Source organism: Phenylobacterium sp. CCH9-H3 (genome assembly GCF_001557235.1).
Classification (GTDB): Bacteria; Pseudomonadota; Alphaproteobacteria; order Caulobacterales; family Caulobacteraceae; genus Phenylobacterium.
Window position 1 is genome coordinate 1 of the sequence record NZ_LSJI01000116.1, and the last position, 19,546, is coordinate 19,546.

24 protein-coding genes are annotated in these 19,546 nt (G+C 71.3%); 12 read left to right on the forward strand and 12 right to left on the reverse strand.

The features are described from left to right. The coding region (locus AX721_RS11360; protein WP_156467136.1) for a hypothetical protein at positions 1-342 on the reverse strand (342 nt) is incomplete at its 3' end. Between the two features lie 117 nt (positions 343-459). Between AX721_RS11360 and AX721_RS11365 the strand changes: the two genes are divergently transcribed. The 3 genes from AX721_RS11365 (at position 460) to AX721_RS11375 (ending at position 3,970) form a co-directional block, all read left to right on the forward strand. Next, a complete protein-coding gene (locus AX721_RS11365) occupies positions 460-3,153 on the forward strand; it encodes a GNAT family N-acetyltransferase (RefSeq protein WP_068876124.1) in 2,694 nt (897 codons plus the stop codon). A gap of 69 nt (positions 3,154-3,222) precedes the next feature. Beyond that, positions 3,223-3,537 carry a hypothetical protein gene (locus tag AX721_RS11370; RefSeq protein ID WP_068876125.1) on the forward strand — a complete coding sequence of 105 codons (315 nt, stop codon included), beginning with the start codon at positions 3,223-3,225 and terminating at the stop codon, positions 3,535-3,537. Positions 3,538-3,541: 4 nt separating this feature from the next. Next, positions 3,542-3,970 carry an ATP-binding protein gene (locus tag AX721_RS11375; protein WP_068879300.1) on the forward strand — a complete coding sequence of 143 codons (429 nt, stop codon included), beginning with the start codon at positions 3,542-3,544 and terminating at the stop codon, positions 3,968-3,970. A 6-nt stretch (positions 3,971-3,976) separates the two neighbouring features. Here the strand turns inward: AX721_RS11375 and AX721_RS11380 are convergent, their stop codons facing one another. The 5 genes from AX721_RS11380 to AX721_RS11400 form a co-directional block, all read right to left on the reverse strand. Continuing rightward, positions 3,977-4,966 carry a zinc-dependent alcohol dehydrogenase family protein gene (locus AX721_RS11380; RefSeq protein ID WP_068876127.1) on the reverse strand — a complete coding sequence of 330 codons (990 nt, stop codon included), beginning with the start codon at positions 4,964-4,966 and terminating at the stop codon, positions 3,977-3,979. A gap of 13 nt (positions 4,967-4,979) precedes the next feature. Beyond that, entirely contained in the window at positions 4,980-5,459 is a 480-nt protein-coding gene (locus AX721_RS11385) for a GNAT family N-acetyltransferase (protein WP_068876128.1), read from the reverse strand. A gap of 231 nt (positions 5,460-5,690) precedes the next feature. Next, complete coding sequence (locus tag AX721_RS11390; protein WP_068876129.1) at positions 5,691-5,933, reverse strand: helix-turn-helix domain-containing protein; 243 nt, start codon at positions 5,931-5,933, stop codon at positions 5,691-5,693. Positions 5,934-6,035: 102 nt separating this feature from the next. Next, entirely contained in the window at positions 6,036-7,808 is a 1,773-nt protein-coding gene (gene argS, locus AX721_RS11395) for an arginine--tRNA ligase (RefSeq protein ID WP_068876130.1), read from the reverse strand. Continuing rightward, positions 7,805-8,485: a Tat pathway signal sequence domain protein gene (locus AX721_RS11400; RefSeq protein ID WP_068876131.1), complete on the reverse strand. Its 681-nt coding sequence runs from the start codon at positions 8,483-8,485 to the stop codon at positions 7,805-7,807. The genes argS and AX721_RS11400 overlap by 4 nt, the downstream gene beginning before the upstream one ends. 123 nt (positions 8,486-8,608) lie before the next feature. Here AX721_RS11400 and ispH point away from each other — a divergent pair, with 123 nt between their 5' ends. Next, on the forward strand, positions 8,609-9,550 hold the full coding sequence (gene ispH / locus AX721_RS11405; protein ID WP_068876132.1) for a 4-hydroxy-3-methylbut-2-enyl diphosphate reductase: 942 nt from the start codon (positions 8,609-8,611) through the stop codon (positions 9,548-9,550). A gap of 4 nt (positions 9,551-9,554) precedes the next feature. Here the strand turns inward: ispH and AX721_RS11410 are convergent, their stop codons facing one another. The 3 genes from AX721_RS11410 to AX721_RS11420 are packed head-to-tail and all read right to left on the reverse strand — an operon-like array spanning position 9,555 to position 10,450. Next, entirely contained in the window at positions 9,555-9,950 is a 396-nt protein-coding gene (locus AX721_RS11410; RefSeq protein WP_068876133.1) for a type II toxin-antitoxin system death-on-curing family toxin, read from the reverse strand. Further along, the gene (locus AX721_RS11415) at positions 9,947-10,174 is read right to left on the reverse strand and encodes an AbrB/MazE/SpoVT family DNA-binding domain-containing protein (RefSeq protein ID WP_068876134.1); all 228 of its coding nucleotides are present in this window, start codon (positions 10,172-10,174) and stop codon (positions 9,947-9,949) included. The genes AX721_RS11410 and AX721_RS11415 overlap by 4 nt, the downstream gene beginning before the upstream one ends. 48 nt (positions 10,175-10,222) lie before the next feature. Next, positions 10,223-10,450, reverse strand: coding sequence for an AbrB/MazE/SpoVT family DNA-binding domain-containing protein (locus AX721_RS11420; protein WP_068876135.1), 228 nt, complete (start codon positions 10,448-10,450; stop codon positions 10,223-10,225). 104 nt (positions 10,451-10,554) lie between these two features. Between AX721_RS11420 and thrB the strand changes: the two genes are divergently transcribed. Further along, the gene (gene thrB / locus AX721_RS11425; RefSeq protein ID WP_068876136.1) at positions 10,555-11,526 is read left to right on the forward strand and encodes a homoserine kinase; all 972 of its coding nucleotides are present in this window, start codon (positions 10,555-10,557) and stop codon (positions 11,524-11,526) included. After that, positions 11,523-11,978, forward strand: coding sequence for a ribonuclease HI (gene rnhA, locus AX721_RS11430; RefSeq protein ID WP_068876137.1), 456 nt, complete (start codon positions 11,523-11,525; stop codon positions 11,976-11,978). Before thrB ends, rnhA begins: the two co-directional genes overlap by 4 nt. An 8-nt stretch (positions 11,979-11,986) precedes the next feature. Here rnhA and AX721_RS11435 read toward each other — a convergent pair whose 3' ends face one another. Then, positions 11,987-12,526 (reverse strand): carboxymuconolactone decarboxylase family protein, encoded by a 540-nt coding sequence (locus tag AX721_RS11435; protein WP_068876138.1) that lies wholly within the window; start codon positions 12,524-12,526, stop codon positions 11,987-11,989. 66 nt (positions 12,527-12,592) lie between these two features. Here AX721_RS11435 and AX721_RS11440 point away from each other — a divergent pair, with 66 nt between their 5' ends. The 5 genes from AX721_RS11440 to AX721_RS11460 all read left to right on the forward strand — a co-directional run bounded on the left by AX721_RS11440 (position 12,593) and on the right by AX721_RS11460 (position 16,183). After that, positions 12,593-12,931: a helix-turn-helix domain-containing protein gene (locus AX721_RS11440; protein WP_068876139.1), complete on the forward strand. Its 339-nt coding sequence runs from the start codon at positions 12,593-12,595 to the stop codon at positions 12,929-12,931. A gap of 79 nt (positions 12,932-13,010) precedes the next feature. Further along, positions 13,011-13,295 carry a hypothetical protein gene (locus AX721_RS11445; RefSeq protein WP_068876140.1) on the forward strand — a complete coding sequence of 95 codons (285 nt, stop codon included), beginning with the start codon at positions 13,011-13,013 and terminating at the stop codon, positions 13,293-13,295. A gap of 118 nt (positions 13,296-13,413) precedes the next feature. Continuing rightward, complete coding sequence (locus tag AX721_RS11450) at positions 13,414-13,962, forward strand: Spy/CpxP family protein refolding chaperone (protein WP_068876141.1); 549 nt, start codon at positions 13,414-13,416, stop codon at positions 13,960-13,962. 68 nt (positions 13,963-14,030) lie between these two features. Continuing rightward, positions 14,031-14,762: a response regulator gene (locus AX721_RS11455; RefSeq protein WP_082765628.1), complete on the forward strand. Its 732-nt coding sequence runs from the start codon at positions 14,031-14,033 to the stop codon at positions 14,760-14,762. Continuing rightward, complete coding sequence (locus AX721_RS11460; RefSeq protein WP_068876142.1) at positions 14,759-16,183, forward strand: ATP-binding protein; 1,425 nt, start codon at positions 14,759-14,761, stop codon at positions 16,181-16,183. The genes AX721_RS11455 and AX721_RS11460 overlap by 4 nt, the downstream gene beginning before the upstream one ends. Here the strand turns inward: AX721_RS11460 and AX721_RS11465 are convergent. Further along, positions 16,180-16,935 (reverse strand): Crp/Fnr family transcriptional regulator, encoded by a 756-nt coding sequence (locus tag AX721_RS11465; protein WP_068876143.1) that lies wholly within the window; start codon positions 16,933-16,935, stop codon positions 16,180-16,182. The genes AX721_RS11460 and AX721_RS11465 overlap by 4 nt on opposite strands. Positions 16,936-17,012: 77 nt before the next feature. After that, positions 17,013-17,735, reverse strand: coding sequence for a Crp/Fnr family transcriptional regulator (locus AX721_RS11470; protein ID WP_082765627.1), 723 nt, complete (start codon positions 17,733-17,735; stop codon positions 17,013-17,015). 129 nt (positions 17,736-17,864) lie between these two features. Between AX721_RS11470 and AX721_RS11475 the strand changes: the two genes are divergently transcribed. Continuing rightward, a complete protein-coding gene (locus tag AX721_RS11475; protein WP_068876144.1) occupies positions 17,865-19,544 on the forward strand; it encodes a sulfatase-like hydrolase/transferase in 1,680 nt (559 codons plus the stop codon). Positions 19,545-19,546: the final 2 nt, after the last annotated feature.

Consider the following 19,546-nt stretch of genomic DNA (forward strand, 5'->3'; position numbering starts at 1 on the left):
GGCCAGTCCCCCGAGCCAGGCATCCAGCCGCCCCGCCGCGCGCGCCGCCGCCAGTTCGGCCGCCAGGTCGCGCACCGGCGGCGCCAGGGCCCAGTCGGAATCGATCCGCGACGGGCGCACCCGCTGGCCCGTCTCCACCCGCGCATAGGCGAGGATGCGGCCCGACAGCGCCCGATCGTCGAGATCGAAGCGGCGATCCTCCAGCCCCAGCGCCGCGCCGATGATCACCCGCTCGGCGGCCGTGAACGGCGGATCGGCGGCGGCGCGCGCCGCGGGCGCGAGGGCCAGCGCCGCAAGCAGGGCGCCCAGCGATCGTCGCCGGCCGCCGGCGGCGTATGTCATGAGCGCCATCATCGGGCCGACATACCCGCCTGGCAGGCTGGGGACCGTGATCCAGATCAACGGGGCCGCTTGCGCCCGATCAAGGACGCCGGCCGTTAGAGGCGTCATGAGCCGCGCATGACCACCAGAAACTTCGAAGCCCTGTTCGCGCCCAGGCGCATCGCGCTCATCGGCGCCAGCGACCGCGCCGGCTCGGTGGGCGAGGTGCTGGCCGCCAACCTCCTGGGCGGCGGCTTCCGCGGCGAGCTGCTGTTCGTCAATCCGAAGGGCCGGCCGGTGCACGGCCGCACGGTCTTCCCGTCGATCGCGGCCCTGCCGCAAGCGCCCGACCTGGCCGTTGTCGCCACGCCTGCGCCCACCATCGCCGGCGTGATCGCCGAGCTGGGCGCCCGGGGGTGCCGGGCCGCGGTGGTGATCAGCGCCGGCTTCGAAGGCGACGATCCCGACAGCGCCGCCCGCCGCCAGGCCATCCTCGACGCGGCGCGGCCCCACCTGCTTCGGATCGTCGGCCCGAACTGCCTGGGGCTGCTGTCGCCGGTCCACGGGATCAACGCCAGCTTCGCCCGCAGCACACCGCCCGCCGGTGGCCTCGCCCTCGTCGCCCAGTCGGGCGCGGTGGCGGCGGCCGCGCTCGATTGGGCCCCGCCGCACGGCCTGGGATTCAGCCACGTCGTCACCCTGGGCGACTCTCTCGACGTGGACGTGGGCGACCTGCTCGACTTCCTGGGCCGGGACCCGGCGACCCGCGCCATCATGCTCTACGTCGAGAGCCTGCGCGATGCGCGCAAGTTCATGAGCGCGGCGCGGTACGCGGCCCGGGCCAAGCCCGTGATCCTGCTGAAGGGCGGCCGCAGCCGCGCCGGCGCCAAGGCCGCCTTCTCCCACACCCGGGCCCTGGCCGGCGCCGACGACGTCTACGCCGCCGCCTTCCGCCGCGCGGGCGTTCTGCAGGTGGACGGCCTGGACGACCTTCTGGACGCCGCCCTGGTCTTCGCCGACGGCCGCCCGCCCCCGGCCCGTGGCCTGACGATCCTGACCAACGGCGGCGGCGCCGGCGTGCTGGCGGTGGACGCGCTGGAGCGCACGGGGGCCAGGCTCGCCTACCTGGAGCCGGCGACCCAGGAGACCCTGCGGGGCCTCGCGCCCGCACACGGCGCCGTCGGCAATCCGGTGGACATCCTGGGCGACGCCGGCCCCGGCCTCTACGGGCGCAGCCTGGGCGCCCTGCTGGCCGCGCCCGAGGTGGACGCCGTGCTGGTGATCAATTGCCCCACGGCCGTGGCCGACAGCGGCGAAGCGGCTGACGCGGTCATCGCCGCCCGGACCGCCGCCCGGAGCCGCAAGCCGGTGCTGGCCGCCTGGCTCGGCGAGCCCAGCGTCGCCCTGGGCCGCGCCCGCCTGACCGCCGCCGGCGTTCCGACCTATCCCACCGCCGAGGCCGCCGTCCGCGCCTTCGCCGGCTGGGGCCGCGCGCAGGCGCTGCACGCGCTGCTTCTGGAGGCGCCCGACGGCGCCGCCGGTCCGCCCGACCTCGCCCACGCCCGGGAGATCGTCGAGCGCGCCCTGGCCGAGGGACGGGCGGCGCTCGCCCCCCTCGAGGTCCAGGCCGTGCTCCAGGCTTACGGGATCACGACCGCGACGGCGCGCCTGGCGCGTACGCCCGCGGAAGCCGGCGAGGCGGCGGCGGCCATCGGCGTAGATGATCCCGTGGCCCTGAAGATCCAGTCGCCGGACATCAGCCACAAGTCCGACGTGGGCGGCGTCCTGCTCGATCTGCGCGGCGCGCAGGCCGTGGAACAGGCCGCCCAGGCCATGCTGGACCGGCTGGCCGCGGCCCGACCCGACGCCCGTCTCGAGGGTTTCCTGGTCCAGCCGATGATCTCGCGGCCCAAGGCCCAGGAGGTGCTGGCCGGCCTGGTCCGCGATCCAACCTTCGGCCCGGTGGTGGTCGTCGGCCACGGGGGCGTCTCGGTGGAGGTGGTGGCGGACCGCGCGCTCGGCCTGCCGCCCCTGAACGCCGCCCTCGCCCGGGACATGATCGGCCAGACCCGGGTGTCGCGCCTGCTGGCCGGCTACCGCGACCGGCCCGCGGCCGACCTGGACGCCCTGGCGGCGGTGCTCGTGGCCCTGGGCCGCCTCGCCACCGACCTTCCGGAGATCGCCGAGCTCGACATCAACCCCGTGCTCTGCGACGCGCAGGGCGCCCTGGCGCTGGACGCACGCATCGCGGTGCGCCGGCCCGACGCCGCCACGGCCCGGCCGGCGATCCTCCCCTACCCCGAGCACCTGGCCCGGGACATCGTGGCCGACGGCGAGGCCCTGCGCCTGCGCCCGATCCGGCCTTCCGACGTCGCCCGACTGATCGAGATGGTCGACCGCTGCACGCCCGAAGACATCCATCTGCGCTTCTGCAGCGGGATGGGGCATCTCAATGAGGATCTGGCCACTCGCCTCTGCCAGATCGACTACGACCGTCACATGGCCTTCGTGGCCGAGACGGCGGCCGGCGACCTCCTCGGCGTGGGCCGCCTCGTGGAGGACCCGGAGGGCGAGACGGCGGAATTCGCGCTGATGGTGCGCAGCGACCGCCAGCACCATGGCCTGGGCGGCATCCTGCTGCAGGCGGTGCTCGACTACGCCGCGGCCCGGGGGCTGCGCGAGGTCTGGGGCGATATCGCGCGGGAGAACAGCCGGATGCTGGACCTGGCTCGCGCCCTGGGCTTTTCGACCGCGCCCAGCGAGGGCGACCTCGCCCGCGTCTGCGCCACCAAGGCCCTCCCGGCCAGCCACGGCGACGCGGTATCCGCATAGGGCCGTTGATCGAGGTCAAGGCGTAGATGGCCCGGAGGCGCACGGTCGGCCCGCAACGGGAGACCGGCCATGACTGTCCAGTCCGCGACGACCTCGAAGACCCCCGCACCCTTTGACGCCGCGACGCGCGATGCGCTCGGGCCCTGGGTCCAGGCGTGGGGTGTCGACGGCTACGCCTTCGCCTGCGAGGCCATGGGCGCCTGGGCGTGCGCCTCCACGGCCTGGATGAACTATCTCAGCCGGCTCACGACCTGCGCCACGCCCCTGGCCGCCTTCGACGCCGGCTCGGCTCTGATGACCGACTGCCTGGAGATCTGCAGCCGCGCGGCCAGCGACCGGCTGAAGGACGCCGGACTCGCGACTCCTCTCCTCAACGATGCGTGATCCGATGACCAACCCAGCTCCCCTCGCCGAGTCCTCGGCCCTGGCCCTTCCCGCCCTGGCGGGCCTCGCGACCGCCTCTTCCAGCCCGCTGCGCGACGTCCAGGTCGAATGTGCCCCGGATTTGCGTCTCCCGGCCTCCGAGCTCGCGCCGATCAAGACCATCACCGGCGAGGCCATCGCCTACGCCTTGCAGCATGCCTTTCCCGAGGGCCGCCACGGTCACATCTGGATCAAGCTGGCCGAGAAGGAAGGCCGGCTGGTCCTGACCGTCCGCGATGACGGCATCGGCATGCCCGACGACCTGCCCGCGGAACCTTCCAACGGCTTTGGGGCGATCCAGGCCCTGGCGCGGCAGCTCGGCGGTTACGCCCGGATCGGCAGCGCGCCCTTCGGCGGCGGCCTCGTCAGCGTCATCTATCCGCGCACCCACTGAACGGCGTCAGGGGATAAGCACCGCCGCGCCCGTGAACGCGCCGCGACGCAGGTCGTCCAGGGCCGCGTTCGCCTCGGCCAAGGGATAGCGGCGCACGTGCGGGCGCACCCGGGCCGCGGCGGCCAGGGGCAGATACTCGCGCGCATCCTGCCGCGTCAGGTTGGCCACCGAGACCAGCCGCCGCTCCTCCCACAGCCGGGCGTAGGGAAAGCTTGGGATGTCGCTCATGTGGATGCCCCCGCAGACCACCGTGCCGCCCTTGCGCACCGCGGCCAGCGCCAGGGGGACCAGTTCGCCCACCGGCGCGAAGATGATCGCCGCGTCCAGCGGGTCGGGCGGCGCATCCTCCGATCCGCCCGCCCAGACGCAGCCCAGCCCGCGGGCCAGCGACTGCGCCGCCTCATCGCCGGTCCGCGTGAAGGCATGGACGGCCTGGCCCTCATGGATGGCGAGTTGCGCGAGCAGATGGGCCGCGGCCCCGAAGCCGTAGAGGCCCAGGCGCCGCACCGGCCAGTCCGCGCACGCCAGGCGCCAGGCCCGGTAGCCGATCAGGCCGGCGCAGAGCAGCGGCGCCGCCTCTTCGTCGGTGAGGCCTGGCGGCAGGGGAAAGCAATAGTCCGCCCGCGCGATGACGGTGGACGCATAGCCCCCGTCGCGGGTCCAGCCGGTGAACTCGGGCGCGTCGCAAAGGTTCTCGCGGCCCTCGCGGCAGTAGGGGCAGATCCCGCAGGTCCCGCCCAGCCAGGGCACGCCCCGCCGCTCGCCCAGCGCCACGCCTTCGACCCCGGGGCCGACGGCCTCCACCACGCCCACGATCTCGTGCCCCGGCACGATGGCGGCCCGGCGCGGCGGAAGGTCGCCGTCCACCACGTGCAGGTCCGTGCGGCAGACGCCGCAGGCGCGGACGCGCAACCGCAACTCGCCGGCCCCGGGCTCGGTCGGCTCGCAAGCCTCGGCGACGAGGAGCGTCCGCGGCTGCCGCAGGACCATGCGCATGGCCTCTTCCTTCCTACAGGGTCAGCGCCATGAAGATCGTGCCGGGCGGCGTGGGGGCATAGTAGGGGGCGATCCGGGCGAACCCCATCCGCTCGTACAGCCCGATCGCCGACGCCATGTCCGGCAAGGTGTCCAGGCGCAGCTCTGTATAGCCGATCGCCCTGGCCCGACCTACGGCCGCCTGCGCCAGCGCCCGGCCGAGCCCCAGGCCCCGTCCGGCGGGCGAAACATAGAGCCGCTTCATCTCGCAGCAGCCGGCCGGCGCGATCGGCCTTAGGCCCACGCATCCGAGCGGCGCGTCCCCGGCGCCGCGCGCCAGCAGCAGCGCCCCGGCCGGCGGTCCGTACTTTCCCGGCAGGGCGGCGAGTTCGGACCCGAAGTCCTGGTAGCCAAGATCCACGGGCAGGGAGGCGGCGTAGGCCTGGAACAGCGCCGCCACTGCGCTGATGTCGTCTGACGAGATGGCGGGACGGATGACGAACGCCTCGGGCATGGGGCGACATGAGCAGTCGGCGGGCCGCCCTGCAATGGCGCCGCTACAGTCGGGCTTCCGACGTTAGCGTTGAGGCCGACGGGACCTCCGAAAAAATAATCCTCACCCGAGGAAACCTTCTCGCGTCAGTTGAAGTTTTCTCGTCGACGGTGAGACATCCAGCCCCCCGTCACAGCCCCAAAGCCCCCGATCCTCACAGCCCCGGATCGGGGGCATCCCTTTTTAGGTCCCTCAAGCTTCGGCTCGGGCCAAGGCCTCCAGATCCTGGAAGAAGTAGCCGACCGGCACGCCGAGGCATCGGGACAACCGGTACAGCATCGGCGCCGAAATCGTGCTCTGCCCGCGCTCGTACTTGTGGATCTGCTGCAGGCTGACGCCGCAGCGTTCGGCGACGTCGGCCAGCGAGAGGTTCAGGTCGCGGCGCCGTTCGGCGAGCCTGCGGCCAATCTGCCGGGTGATGTCGTCGTTTGTCACGTTGTCCTGTCCAGGATCGGGGCTTCCTGGCGACGGGCGTGCAAACCGCGCGCCAGGACGGGGGCAGATAGCCGCCCGGTCCTGACCGCAGGATGAACGCTGTTACATGCGCTCGGGCGTGGCGATCCCCAGCAGGTCCAGGGCCAGTTCCAGCTGCCGCAGGGTGGCGCCGGCCAGGGTCAGGCGCGAGGCCTTGACCGCCGGCTCCGACAGCATGATCGGGCAGGCGGCGTAGAACTTCGAGAACGCCTGGCTCAGCCGGTAGGCGTGCTCGGCCAGGGCGTTGGGCGCCTTCTTGTCGTAGCCCTCGGTCAGGGCGGCGTCGAACGCGTCCAGGGTCAGCACCAGGTCGCGCTCGGCCGGCTCGGCCACGGTGACCGGCCCCGCCTGGGCGCCTTCGTCGGCGGCCCGGCGCAGCAGGCTCTTCACCCGCACGGCCTGGTACAGCAGATAGGGTCCGGTCTTGCCCTCGAAGCTGGTGAAGCGGTCCAGGTCGAAGACATAGGACGTGCCGCGGAAGTTCTGGAGGTCGGCGAACTTCAGCGCCGCCACCGCGACCTTGCCCGCGATCTCCTCGAACTCTTCCGTGGGCAGGTTTTCGCCCAGCCCCGCCTCGTGCAGGCGCTCGCGCGCCTTGGTCCGGGTCATTTCGATCAGGTCGTTCAGCTTGAGGACGCCGCCCTCGCGGGTCTTGAAGGGCTTGCCGTCGGTCCCGTTCATGGTGCCGAAGCCGATGTGCTCCAGCTGGCCCTCGGTCGCATAGCCGGCCAGATAGGCCGCGCGGAACACGATCTCGAAGTGGTCGGCCTGGCGCTGGTCGACGCAATAGATGACCAGATCCGGCCCGAACTGGCGCTTGCGGTCCAGGATGGTGGCCAGGTCCGTGGTCCCGTACATCGCCGAGCCCTCGGACGAGACGACCAGCAGGGGCGGCAGCTCGCGCTTGTCGCCCTCCTTCGCCACCCGAATAATCCGCGCGCCCTGGTCGTCGACCAGCAGGCCCTTGGCGTCCAGCTCGGCGACCATGCCCTCGATCAGCGGATCGGCGTCGCTCTCGCCCTTCCACCAGTCGAAATCCACGCCCAGGGCATGGAAATCGCGCTCCAGCGCCACCTGCGTCACCGCGCGGAACTGGCGCCACAGCACGTAGCAGCCCGGCTTGTGGCCCTGCAGGTCGGCGGTCAGCTTGCGCGCGCGGTCGCGGTAGGCCGGGTCTTCCTTCCCCTTGGCCGCGGCCAGGGGGTAGAGCCGGTCGAGGTCGGCCAGGGTGATCTTCTCGAAGGCCGCCGGGATCGGCGCGTCCTTGTCGTCCAGCGTCTCCACCAGGGCGGCGATGTCGGGGTGCTCGTCCATCACGGCCCCGATCAGCAGGCCCATCTGGTAGCCCCAGTCGCCGAAATGGGCGTCGCCCACCACGGTGTCGCCGCGGAATCGATAGAGGCGCTTGATGCTCTCGCCGATGATCGAGGCGCGCAGGTGCCCCACGTGCATCGGCTTGGCGACATTCGGGCCGCCGTAGTCGACGATCACCTTGCGGGCGTGCGCCACCGTCTCGGCGCCCGCGCGCGGATCGGCGGCGATGGCGTCGGCCCGGGCCGACAGGGCGGCGTCGGCGACCTTCAGGTTGATGAAACCCGGCCCGGCGATCTCCACCGAACTCAGCCGCGGATCGCCCGCCAGCTTCTCCGCCACGGCCGTGGCGATCTCGCGCGGGTTCTTGCCCAGCCGCTTGGCTGCCGCCAGCGCGCCGTTCGACTGGAAGTCGGCGAGGTCGGGGCGGTCCGAGGGCGTGACCCGGCCGAGTTCGGCAGGCGCGCCAATGGCGGCGAAGGCGGCCGCGACCGCCTCGCCCAGGGCCGATTTCAGGTCGCTCATGGGTTCGGGGTGGTGCTCGCCTGGCCGACGTTCAGGCGGAAGCGCTTGCCGTCGCGGTTGAAGGCCGCCATCTGCGGCGTCACCTCGAAGCCGATCAGCACCTCGAAATTCGAGCCGGATGTCGCGATCGACGCGCGCGGGATGGTGATGTTGTTGATGTTCTCGGTGACGTACAGCCGGTCCTCGCCCTCGGGGAAGGTCACCGGCAGGTCGAACGTCTCCTTGGCCAGAACGCTGCGGTTGCGGTCGGTCACCGCCACCCAGTAGCGATAGGTCTTCTGGCGGCTCTCGGCCTGCGGGCCCTTGCCCACCTCGAACAGCACCTCCATCCGCAGCTGGATCGGCTCGTCGTCCTTGTACTGGCAGCCGGCCGAGATGCCCTGGATCTCGCCGGACCAGGCGACGTTGGCCGACGCCTCGCGGCCTTCCTTGAACTCGACGTAGCGGGCGGCGTCGTACAGCGACTTCACGAACGGGCACGGGCCGGCGTTGCGCAGGGCCTGCAGCGGCGCCTGGTTGTCGCCCCACTCCTCGCGCTGCCTGCGCTTCTTGGCCGCCTCTTCTTGCTGCTTGCGCTGCTCGGCCTCGGGGTCGCGGCGTCCCTGCGCATACGACATGGCCGGGACGGCGGTGAAGGCCGCCACGACGGCGGCGGCGAGGAGCATCTGGCGGCGCATGGAAAAGCGTCTCGAAAATCGGCCCGCGAGGAGTTCGCGGGGTCAGGCCGCTAAGTACAGCCTGAGGACTATGGCTGCAACGCGGCCTAGCGATTGCGGCCATGCGGCACTAGGTTCCGCCCCATGTCGACCCGCCCGCCGCTCACCGTCCTGCTCGCCAGCCCCCGCGGCTTCTGCGCCGGCGTGGACCGGGCCATCCAGATCGTCGAGCGGGCCATCGAGAAGTACGGCGCCCCGGTCTATGTCCGCCACGAGATCGTCCACAACCGGCACGTGGTCGACCGGCTGAAGGCGCTGGGCGCGGTCTTCGTCGAGGAGTTGGACGAGTGCCCGGCGGACCGGCCGGTGGTGTTCTCGGCCCACGGGGTGCCCAAATCGGTTCCTGCCGACGCCAGGGCGCGCAAGATGCTGTACCTCGACGCCACCTGCCCGTTGGTCTCGAAGGTTCACGTCGAGGCCGGCCGCCACTTCGACGCCGGCCGCGAGATCGTGCTGATCGGCCACGCCGGCCATCCCGAAGTGGTCGGAACCATGGGCCAGCTTCCCGAGGGCGCCGTGGCCCTGATCGAGACGGTGGAGGACGCCCGGGCGTTCCAGCCGCGCGACCCGGCCAACGTCGCCTTTGTCACCCAGACCACCCTGTCGGTGGACGACACCGCCGAGATCGTCGCCGCGCTGCGCGCCCGCTTCCCGCAGATCGCCGCGCCCCACAAGGAGGACATCTGCTACGCCACCACCAACCGGCAGGAAGCCGTGAAGGCCATCGCCGCACGGTCCCAGGTGCTGCTGGTGCTGGGGAGCGCGAACTCCTCCAACTCGGTGCGCCTGGCCGAGGTGGGACGGCGCTCGGGCGCCGAGGCCTATCTGATTGACGACGCCTCGGCCCTGGACCTGTCGTGGATCGACGGCGCGCGGACGGTCGGCGTCACCGCCGGCGCCTCGGCGCCCGAGGTGCTGGTCCAGGGCGTCATCGATCGCCTGGCCGAAAGCTTCGACGTCACCGTGGAAGAGATCGACACGGCCCGCGAGACCGTCACCTTCAAACTGCCCCGCGCGGTGGCTTAGGGTCTCACGACCCCGGCGCACATCGCGCCCTGATCCATTCCGCCAGCGCGGCGATGTCGTGGTCGCCCGCGGCGACCGCCAGCACCCGATGCGCCGCCTCCGGCTGGGCCGCCGTCAGACGCAGCCCGTTCTTCCGCAGGAACAGACCTGCGGCAAGAAACGCCGCGCGCTTGTTCCCGTCCGCAAACGGATGGTTGCCGGCCACGGCCACGAGGTAGGTCGCGGCGAGGGTGCAGATGTCCGCCTCGCCCTCGTAGTGGAAACGATTGGCGGGACGCGCCAGGGCGGACTCCAGCAGCCCCTCGTCACGGAGCCCCGCCACGCCGCCGTGCAGAGCGATGCTCCGATCGTGGAGAACGAGGATGGCCGCCTTGGAAACCCAGTTGGGCTCGCCCGTCATTTCGCAAGTGCGCGGAACGTGTCGCGATACTCGTCCATGAAGGCCTCGCCCATGGCGATCTCTTCCGCCACGGCGGGATCGTATGCGGAGATCCGCATCTCGCCGTCGGGCGCCTCGGTCAGATAGACCACGCCGCCCTTCTCGACCCCGAGTTTCGCCAAGGCCTCTTTAGGAAGGATGACCCCGACAGAATTGCCGACCTGGGTGAGTTTCAGCGCGATCATCGGGAACCTCCACCGGAGGTTATAACAAACGTATTACGGACTGTCAGCTCAGCCCTCGAACCGTTCGAACGTGCGGTTGTAGCGGCGCAGGAAGGCGCGGCCGCGGGCGTGGGGATCTTCGATCCAGCCTTCCCGGCCCATGGCCTGCAGGCCGCCGTCGCCCGACGGCGTCAGCTGCAACGTGTCGCCCACATTGAGGTGGAGGGCCTTCAGCACGTCTTCCGTGAGGACGACCGCCACCCGGTCGCCGATCCGCTCGACCTTCAGCTCGATCATGTGTTCCTCCCGTGAGGGTCCTCGTCTTGTAGCACAATCGCGCGCCCGGGCGGAAAGCGCGCAACGTCCTTGACCGGCCGCCCGACCTCCCCCATCGGGGGCCCATGGCGGTCTACACCGACATCACCGACGACGAGCTCGCCACTCTGCTGGCCGACTTCGACCTGGGCGCGCCCCTGGCGTTCAAGGGCATCGCCGAAGGCGTGGAGAACTCCAACTTCCTGCTGGAGACCGAGGCCGGCCGCTTCATCCTCACCGTCTACGAAAAGCGGGTGAACGCGGCCGATCTGCCGTTCTTCCTGGAGCTGATGCGCTGGCTGGCCAGGCACGGCTATCCGTCGGCCGAGCCCAAGGCGGACCGCCGCGGCGACCTGATCAAGACCGTTCGCGGCAAGCCCTGCGCCATCGTGGAGTTCCTGAACGGCCTGTCGGTCCGCCGGCCGACCGCCGCGCACTGCCGCGAGGCGGGCGCTGGCCTCGCCGGCCTGCACCTGGCCCAGGCGGGCTTCCCCGGCCAGCGCGCGAACGACCTGGGCCAGGCCGCCTGGGGGCCGCTGTTTGCGGATTTGCACGCGGCGGCCGAGGGGCTGAAGCCCGGCCTGTCCAAGGTGATCGCCCAGGATCTGGAGATGCTGGCCCGGCGCTGGCCCACGGGCCTGCCGACCGGCGTGATCCACGCGGACTACTTCCCGGACAACGTGTTCTTCGCCGGGCCGAAGTTCGCCGGGACGATCGACTTCTACTTCGCCTGCGTCGACGCCTTCGCCTACGACGTGGCGATCGCCCTGAACGCCTGGTGCTTCGAGCCGGACGGCAGCTTCAACATCACCTCGGCGCGGCAGTTCCTGGCCGGCTACGAGAGCCTGCGCCCGCTGTCCGACGCCGAGCGCGCCGCCCTGCCGGTGCTGGCGCACGGCGCGGCCATGCGCTTCTTCCTGACCCGCCTGCACGACTGGGGCGCGACGCCGGCCGGGGCCCTGGTCCGGCCCAAGGACCCACTGGAGTACGAGCGCAAGCTGGCCGTCCACCGGTCCTCGCCCGACCTCGTCCTGTTCGGGGCGCCGGCCGCAACGTGACCCCGGGCGTGGTGATCTATACGGACGGCGCCTGCTCGGGGAATCCGGGCCCGGGCGGCTGGGGCGCGATCCTGATGCACGGGTCGACGACCAAGGAGCTCTCGGGCGGCGAGCTGGCCACCACCAACAACCGCATGGAGCTGATGGGCGCCATCGCCGCGCTGGAAGCCCTCAAGAAGCCCTGCCAGGTCGAGCTGCACACCGACAGCCAGTACGTGATGAAGGGCATCTCGGAGTGGATCCACGGCTGGAAGCGCCGCGGCTGGCGGACCGCCGACAACAAGCCCGTCAAGAACGACGACCTGTGGCGCCGTCTCGACGAGGCCCGCGCCCGCCACGACGTGAAGTGGCGCTGGGTCAAGGGGCACGCCGGCCACGAGCACAACGAGCGCGCCGACGAGTTGGCCCGCCAGGGCCTGCGCGAGACGGTCGAGGCCGCGGCGTCGCAGTAGGCCCAGCGTCAGGCCGGGAACCGCGCGGCGCCGGGCTCCAGCGGCAGGGCGAGGCCGCCGACCACGTACGACACCATCCGATAGAAGCCGCAGAGCAGGATCGCCTCCAGCACCTGCGCCTCGTCGTAGTGCGCGCGCAGGGCCGCGAACTCCGCATCGCTCAGCGCCGCCCGGGCGTGCAGAGCCTCGGCGGCGGCCAGCAGCGCACGTTCCGCCGGGCTCCAGCAGGCCGCCGCGGAGCCCTCGCCCGCCGTGGCCGCGACCTCCTCCGGCGTCAGGCGCGCGGCCGCGGCGAAGGCCGAGACATGGACGCCCCACTCATACTCGGCGCCCGCCAGCGCGCAGGTCCGGTCGATCAGCAGCTCGCGCTCGCGCAGCCCGAGCGGCCCCCGGTCCAGCAATGAGCCGGCCCGGAACTTCCGCCAGGCCCGCTCCGACGTGGCCAGGGTGCGGAACAGCACCAGCGGCGGCGCGCCCTGCATGATGGCGTCGAAGTTGGCCTGGATGTCCGCCGGATAGGGCGGTTCCAGCGGGGCGATCCTTGGCATGAGCCCGGCTCCTTGCTACGATTTCGATAGCATGAACGCTACATTTTCCGTAGCGCCGGTCAAGTCATGACGGATCGGCGCGTCCGCGGCTCGCGCACGGGGCGGCCGATCATGGTGCTGCTCGACCTGCTCGGGCGGCGCTGGGCCTTGCGCGTGCTCTGGGAGTTGCGCGACGGGCCGCTGACGTCCCGCGCACTCCGGACCGCCTGCGACGAGGCCTCGCCCACCGTGCTGCAGGCCCGGCTGGCCGAGCTGCGCGAGGCCGGGCTCGTGGACCATGCGACCGGCCACGGCTATGGGCTGACGGCGCGCGGGCGAGAGCTGCTGGACGCCTTCGCCCCGCTCTACGACTTCGCCGAGCGATGGGCTGGGGATAAGCCCTCCGGCTCAACCACGCCGGGTTGAGGCGACTCAAAAAAACAGCCGGTATGGCGTAGTCGCGTCCGAAAAGTTCTGCTTTTGTTCGCGCCAAGGAGTCTCGATCATGGCGGACGGAAGCAGACAGTTTGCGCGCGAGTGGAGCTTCGGCGAGGCGCGCCTGGGCTGGGCCACGGCGGCCAGGTCCAGCCTGTGGGCGCGCTGCGCCTGCGGGCGTGAGGCGGCGGTCGACCCCAGGCCGTGGCTCGCCCAGGGCCTCAGCCGCCAGACCCTGCACGACCTGGAGCACCGGCTGCGCTGCGCCTGCGGCGCGCGACGCGCCCAACTGGAGATCCGCGGCCTGGCCGAGGCGCCCGGCGGCGGCGCGGGCGGCATCCACGTCTTCCGCTGACCCAGCGTAGGCGCCGCCGCTTTTCCCGAACGTTTCAGGGATGTCGCCCGGGCCGGCATCATGAACGGTGCGGCCCGTGAGAAACTCCTCGACCTCAGGGAAGAGGAGAATGCCCCCGATGACACGCCGACTGATCCTGGGCCTGGTCCCGGCCGCGCTCGCGCTGGCCAGCTTCGCCCATGCCCAGCCCGCGCCCCCTCACCTGCGGGGTGAACCGCCGTCAGCCGAGCTGAAGGCGCGCCATGAGGCCATGCGGAAACAGCACCTGGAGGACCTCAAGACGGTGCTCCGCCTGCGGCCGGACCAGGAGCCCGCCCTGGCGGCCTTCGTCGAGGCTCACAAGCCGAAGATCCACGAACGCAAAGGCCCCGCAGAGCCCACGCCGCTGACGACGCCCCAGCGCCTGGAGGAGATGTCGCGGCACGAGGCCGAGATGCGCGCGCACCTCGACGCGATGCGCCAGGCCCTCGCCAAGTTCTACGCCGCCCTGTCGCCCGAACAGCAGAAGGTGTTCGACGCGCTCCAGCGCCTGAAAGGGCCGCGCGGCGGCACGGGCCCTCACATGATGATGGGCGTCGCCGGACGTCCGGGCGATGGTCCCCACATGATGATCCGCCGGCGCGGGGGCCCCGACGACGACCCGCCGGCCCCCTCTATCCCGCACTGACCGGTCCCGGCGGCGAATTGTGGCGAAGTCGCTATGACGGCGCCACAGTTCGCGGCGAGAGGACCTTCATGATGGCCCAACCTTCGGTCCTGCCGGCCCGCCACATCCTGGTCGTCGAGGACGACACACAGTTGCGCGAGCAGGTGACCGCCTACCTCGCCGATCACGGGTTCCACGTGCATGCCGCCGCAGACGCGCGCGCGATGGACCGCGCCCTGGCCCAGGCCCCCGTAGACCTCGTCGTCCTCGACCTCATGCTGCCGGGCGAGGACGGCCTGTCGATCTGCCGACGCCTCTCGGCGGAGGGCGGCCCGGCGATCATCATGGTCAGCGCCATGGGCGAGGAGATCGACCGTGTCCTGGGCCTCGAGCTCGGCGCCGACGACTACCTGCCCAAGCCCGTGAGCCCCCGGGAGCTGCTGGCCCGCGTCCGCGCCGTGTTCCGGCGGCTGGAGGAGGTGCGCGGCGGCGCGCCCCGCAAGGGCAAGGCCTACCAGTTCCAGGGCTTCGTCGTGGACGCGCTGCGCCGCCAGCTTCGGGCGCCCAACGGCGCGACCATCCTGCTGACCTCGGGCGAGTTCTCGCTGCTGTCGGCGTTCCTCGACCATCCGCAGCGGATCCTGTCGCGCGACCAGCTCCTCGACATCGCCCGCGGCAACGACGCCGACGTGTTCGATCGCGCGGTCGACGTCCAGATCAGCCGCCTGCGGCGCAAGCTGCACGCCTGCAGCGAGACCGAGATCATCAAGACCGTGCGCGGCGCCGGCTACATGTTCGACGTGGCGGTCACCCGGCCATGAAGCTTCCGGCGCGCCCGCGCGCCTCGATCGGCCTGCAGCTCGTCGCCCTGCTCGTCGCGTGCCTGGTTGCAACGCATCTGCTGGTGTTCGTCGCCGTGGCCCTGCTGCCGCCGCCGCAGCCGCCGCTGTACCGCCTGAGCGAGATCGCCGGCGCCTTGCAGGGCGGTCCGCTGACGACGCGGTTCGGCCGGCCGATGCAGCGGACCGTCGCCGAGGCGCCCCCACCGCCGCCCAGCGCCCGCCGCCACATGGCCGTGCATGGCGAAGCCGCACTGGCCGCCGCGCTTGGCCGGCCGCCGGGGGACGTGCGGTTCGTCCCGCGGCCGCCCGCCCTGTTCGAGCGCCTGCTTCACCCCAGGATGCGGCGGATGGTGTTCGAGGACCGCCGCGAGCGGGACGGCGCGCGGCCCGGGCTTCCGCAGGGCGCCGGCGTCAACGGTCCGCCAGGACCGCCGCCGCAGTTCCGCGTCCGCGGCCCGCGCGAGATGGTTCTGGGCGACTTCACGGCGGCCGTGAGGCGCGACGACGGTCGCTGGATCGTGGTGCGGTCCAGCCCCGAGCCGTTCCCGACCGATTGGCAGAAGCGCATCTTCCTCCTGCTGGCGACGGGGTTCGCCGTGGTGGCGCCGGCGGGCTTCCTGTTCGCACGCCGTATCACGGCGCCCCTGAAGCGCTTTTCGGAGGCCGCCGAGCGCCTGGGCCGCGATCCCCACGCCCCCCAGATGGCGCTGTCCGGCCCGGCCGAGATCGGCGCCGCCGCCGAGGCCTTCAACGGCATGCAGGGCCGCCTCAAGCGCTACATCGACGACCGCACCGCCATGGTCGGCGCCATCAGCCACGACCTGCGCACCCCGCTGGCCCGCATCCGGTTCAAGCTGGAGGGCGCGCCGCCTGCGCTCAAGCAGACGGTCCTCTCCGACGTGGCCCAGATGGAGCAGATGATCCAGGGCGTGCTCACCTTCATCCGCAACGAGAGCACCCCGCGCCATCGCGAGCGGCTGGACCTGCTGTCGCTGGTGGAGTGCGTCGCCGACGACGCGGCCATGGTCGGCGGCGATGTGGAGATCTGCGAGTCGGCGCCGGTGACGGTGGACGGCGACGCCGTCGCGCTCCAGCGCCTGTTCGTGAACCTAGTGGACAACGCCGTGAAATACGGCGGCCGGGCGCGGATCCGCGTCGGCCGTGAAGGCGACCAGGCCGTGGTGGAGATCGACGACGCCGGCAAGGGGCTGTCCGACGACGATCTCGAGCGGGTGTTCCAGCCCTTCTACCGCGCCGACGCCTCGCGGAACCTGGACGCCGGCGGCATCGGCCTCGGCCTGCCCATCGCCCGCTCGACGGCCCGCGCCCATGGCGGCGACGTGGAACTGTTGTCGAGGCCGAGAGGGCTGCGGGCGCGAGTCACCTTGCCGGTGGTCTAGCCTCGGGCGGCCAGCCCGCCGCCGACCCGCGCCGTCGCCGCCCGGTCCGCGGCGCCCTGAAGGTAGGCCGGGTCGAACTCCCCCGCTGCGGCCAGTCCGGCCCAGTCGCGCACGATCAGCTCGCGCGAGCGCAGCTCGATCAGGCCGTTGGCCCGGAGCGCCTGCAGCACCCGGTTGGTGTGCACGCCGGACAGTCCGGCCGCGTCCGCCAGGTGGTTCTGGGTGATCGGGAAGCGACAGCGGTTGTTCTGCACCAGGTCCGCCCGCTGCATCCGCGCATAGACCTCGCACAAGAGGTGGGCGACGCGGGCATAGGCCGTCCGCCGCCCCATGCCGAACATCCACTCGCGCTGGATCGCCGCTTCCAGCAGGCTGAGGCGCCAGAAGGCCTGGCCCAGCCGCGGACGCAGCGCGATCAGGTCGGCCAGCCGCCCCCGCGCGATGGGCGCCACCCGGCACATCGCCAGGGTCGAGACGCTGTAGTCCACCGCCATCCCCACGAGTTGCAGGTCCAGGATGTCGCCGGGGACATGGAAGAAGACGATCTGTCGCCGCCCGTCGGGCAGCGTCTTGTGTCGGAAAGCCTGGCCCTCCATCAGCACATGGCAGTCGGGCGAGGCCTCGCCGTCCGTCACCAGCTCCGTATCGGACGGCAGGGTCTTCATCGGGCCTACCAGGGCCTCGACGGCGGCGCGTTCCTCCGGCGCCAGCGGCCCGTGACCTTCCAGATTCGCGATAAGTCTCCCCGACATCCCGGTTTGCAGACCATGCGCCGCGGGCTCTGCGAATTAACTGGGTTAAGGTCGCTCACAATTGCAGCGTGCAGGCGTCAGCGATCCATGGCCTCCAGCATCAGGTAGGTCGGGTCGAATTCGGCCAGCGCTTGCAGTCCCGGCCAATCGAGGATCCGCACCGTCTCGTCCCGCCAGGTGACGAAACCGCGGCTCCGCAGTTCGCCGACGACTCGGTTCGCATGGACCTGCGAGACCCCCAGCGCATCGCCCAGCTCGGCCTGGGTGAGGGGCAAGCTGAACAGGCCGTCGGGGGCCGCGCCCACCACGTCCAGCCGGGTGAACAGCTCGCAGATGAGGTGAGCCGCCCGTTCGAGGGCCGATCGCTGGCCGGCCCCCAGCAACCATTGCCGAAGGATGGCCGCATCGATCAGCGTGGCCATCCACAGCAACCGCGTCAGGTGCGGCATCGTCTCGCTCAGGCGGCGCAGGTTCTCGTGCGGATAGACGGCGATGCGGCAGCGGCTCAGCGTCGCCACGGTGTGGTCCATGCGCTTCAAGGGGAAACTCTGCAGGTCCACGAAATCCCCGCTGACGTGCAGCGCCAGGATCTGCCGGCGGCCGTCCGGCAACGCGCCGTACCGGCAGGCCCAGCCCTGTTCCAGCAAGAGGGACTGGTGGCTGATCTCATCCTGGCGGACCAGCTCCACGTCGGCGTCCACGTCAATTCGGTGCGATACGGCCGCCTCCAGCGCCTGCGCCTCGCCTTCGGTGAGGCTGCGGTCGCGGCGCAGAAGCTTGCGGAAGAAGGGGTTCGTCACGAAGGCTCCACGTCATCGACGTCCGCTACCCCCGCTCCCAAACGCATCCGAACGGCTAAGGTTCGAACGATCTAGCGACATGCATAATGTCACTATATGCTGTCCTCAACGAAAGAGAGGGAGGACGGCATGCGGCTCTGGAAGTGGCTGGCGGCCCTTGTGCTGGTCGTGCTGGTGGGACTGGGCGCGGCCTATCTGAACCGCACGACGATCTTCGCCATGATCGCCCGCTCACGCCTGCCGCCGGTGGAGCCCAACCGGCCCGTCACCTGGGCCCAGGGGCCGGCCACGGCGCCCGAAGGCCAGCGGCCGCCGAACGTCGTGTTCATCCTGGCAGACGACCTCGGCTACAACGACATCAGCTTCAACGGCGGCGGCGTGGCGAACGGCGCGGTCCCGACGCCCAACATCGACGCCATCGGTCGCGAAGGCGTGGCCTTTACGGCAGGCTACGCCGGGAACGCCACCTGCGCCCCCTCCCGCGCGGCGCTCATGACGGGCCGCTACCCCACGCGCTTCGGCTTCGAGTTCACGCCTGCCCCCGTCGCCTTCGAGCGCATGGTCGGCACCGAGGCCGAACCCGGCGCCCTGGTGAAGCCGAAGTTCTTCAAGGACCGGCTGAAGGACATGCCGCCCGGGAGCACGGCACGGACGCCCGACGCGGTGAACACCCTGAGCATGCCCGCCGGCGAGATCACCATCGCCGAGGTGTTGAAGACCCGCGGCTACCACACCGTTCACCTCGGCAAATGGCACCTGGGCGGCAGGAAGGGCTCGCGCCCTGAGGACCAGGGCTTCGACGAGAGCCTGGGCTTCATCGCCGGCGGCGCCATGTACCTGCCCGAGAAGGACAAGGGCGTGGTCAACGCCAAGCAGCCCTGGGATCCCATCGACCGCTTCCTGTGGCCGAACTTGCCCTATGCCGTCCAGCACAACGGCTCGCCGATGTTCCAGCCCAAGGGCTACATGACCGACTATCTGGCCGACGAGGCGGTCCGCGCGATCAAGGCCAACCGGAACCGGCCCTTCTTCATCTACTTCGCGCCGAACGCCATCCACACGCCGCTGCAGGCCAAGAAGGCCGACTACGACGCCCTGCCCCAGATCAAGGACCATCGCTTGCGCGTCTACGGCGCCATGGCCCGGAACCTGGACTGGAACGTCGGCCGCATCCTCCAGGCGCTCAAGGACGAGGGGCTGGACGACAACACCCTGGTGATCTTCTCCAGCGACAACGGCGGCGCCGGCTACGTCGGCCTGCCGGACGTCAACCGCCCGTTCCGCGGCTTCAAGTCCACCTTCTTCGAGGGCGGCATCCACGCGCCGTTCTTCATGCGCTGGCCCGCCGCGATCCCCGCCGGATCGCGCTATCCCTATCCCGTCGGGCATGTGGACATCTTCGCCACCGCCGCGGCGGTGGCCGGCGCCGCCGTCCCGACCGACCGCAAGATCGACGGCGTCGACCTCCTGCCCTACGTCCAGGGCAAGGCCTCCGACCGGCCGCACCAGGTGATGTTCTGGCGCTCGGGCCAGTACAAGGTCGTCCGCGACGGGGACTGGAAGCTCCAGTCCAGCGAGGCGCAGAACAAGGTGTGGCTGTTCAACCTCGCCGCCGATCCCACCGAGCAGCACGACCTGTCGAAGAAGGAGCCGGCCCAGGTCCAGCGCCTGCTGGCCCTGATCCGCGCCCAGGACGCCGAGAGCGTGAAGCCGCTATGGCCGTCCCTACTGCAGGGGTCCGTCTTCGTCGATCGCCCCAGCGGACAGCCGCAGAAGCCCGGCGAAGAATACGTCCTCTGGGATAACTGAGG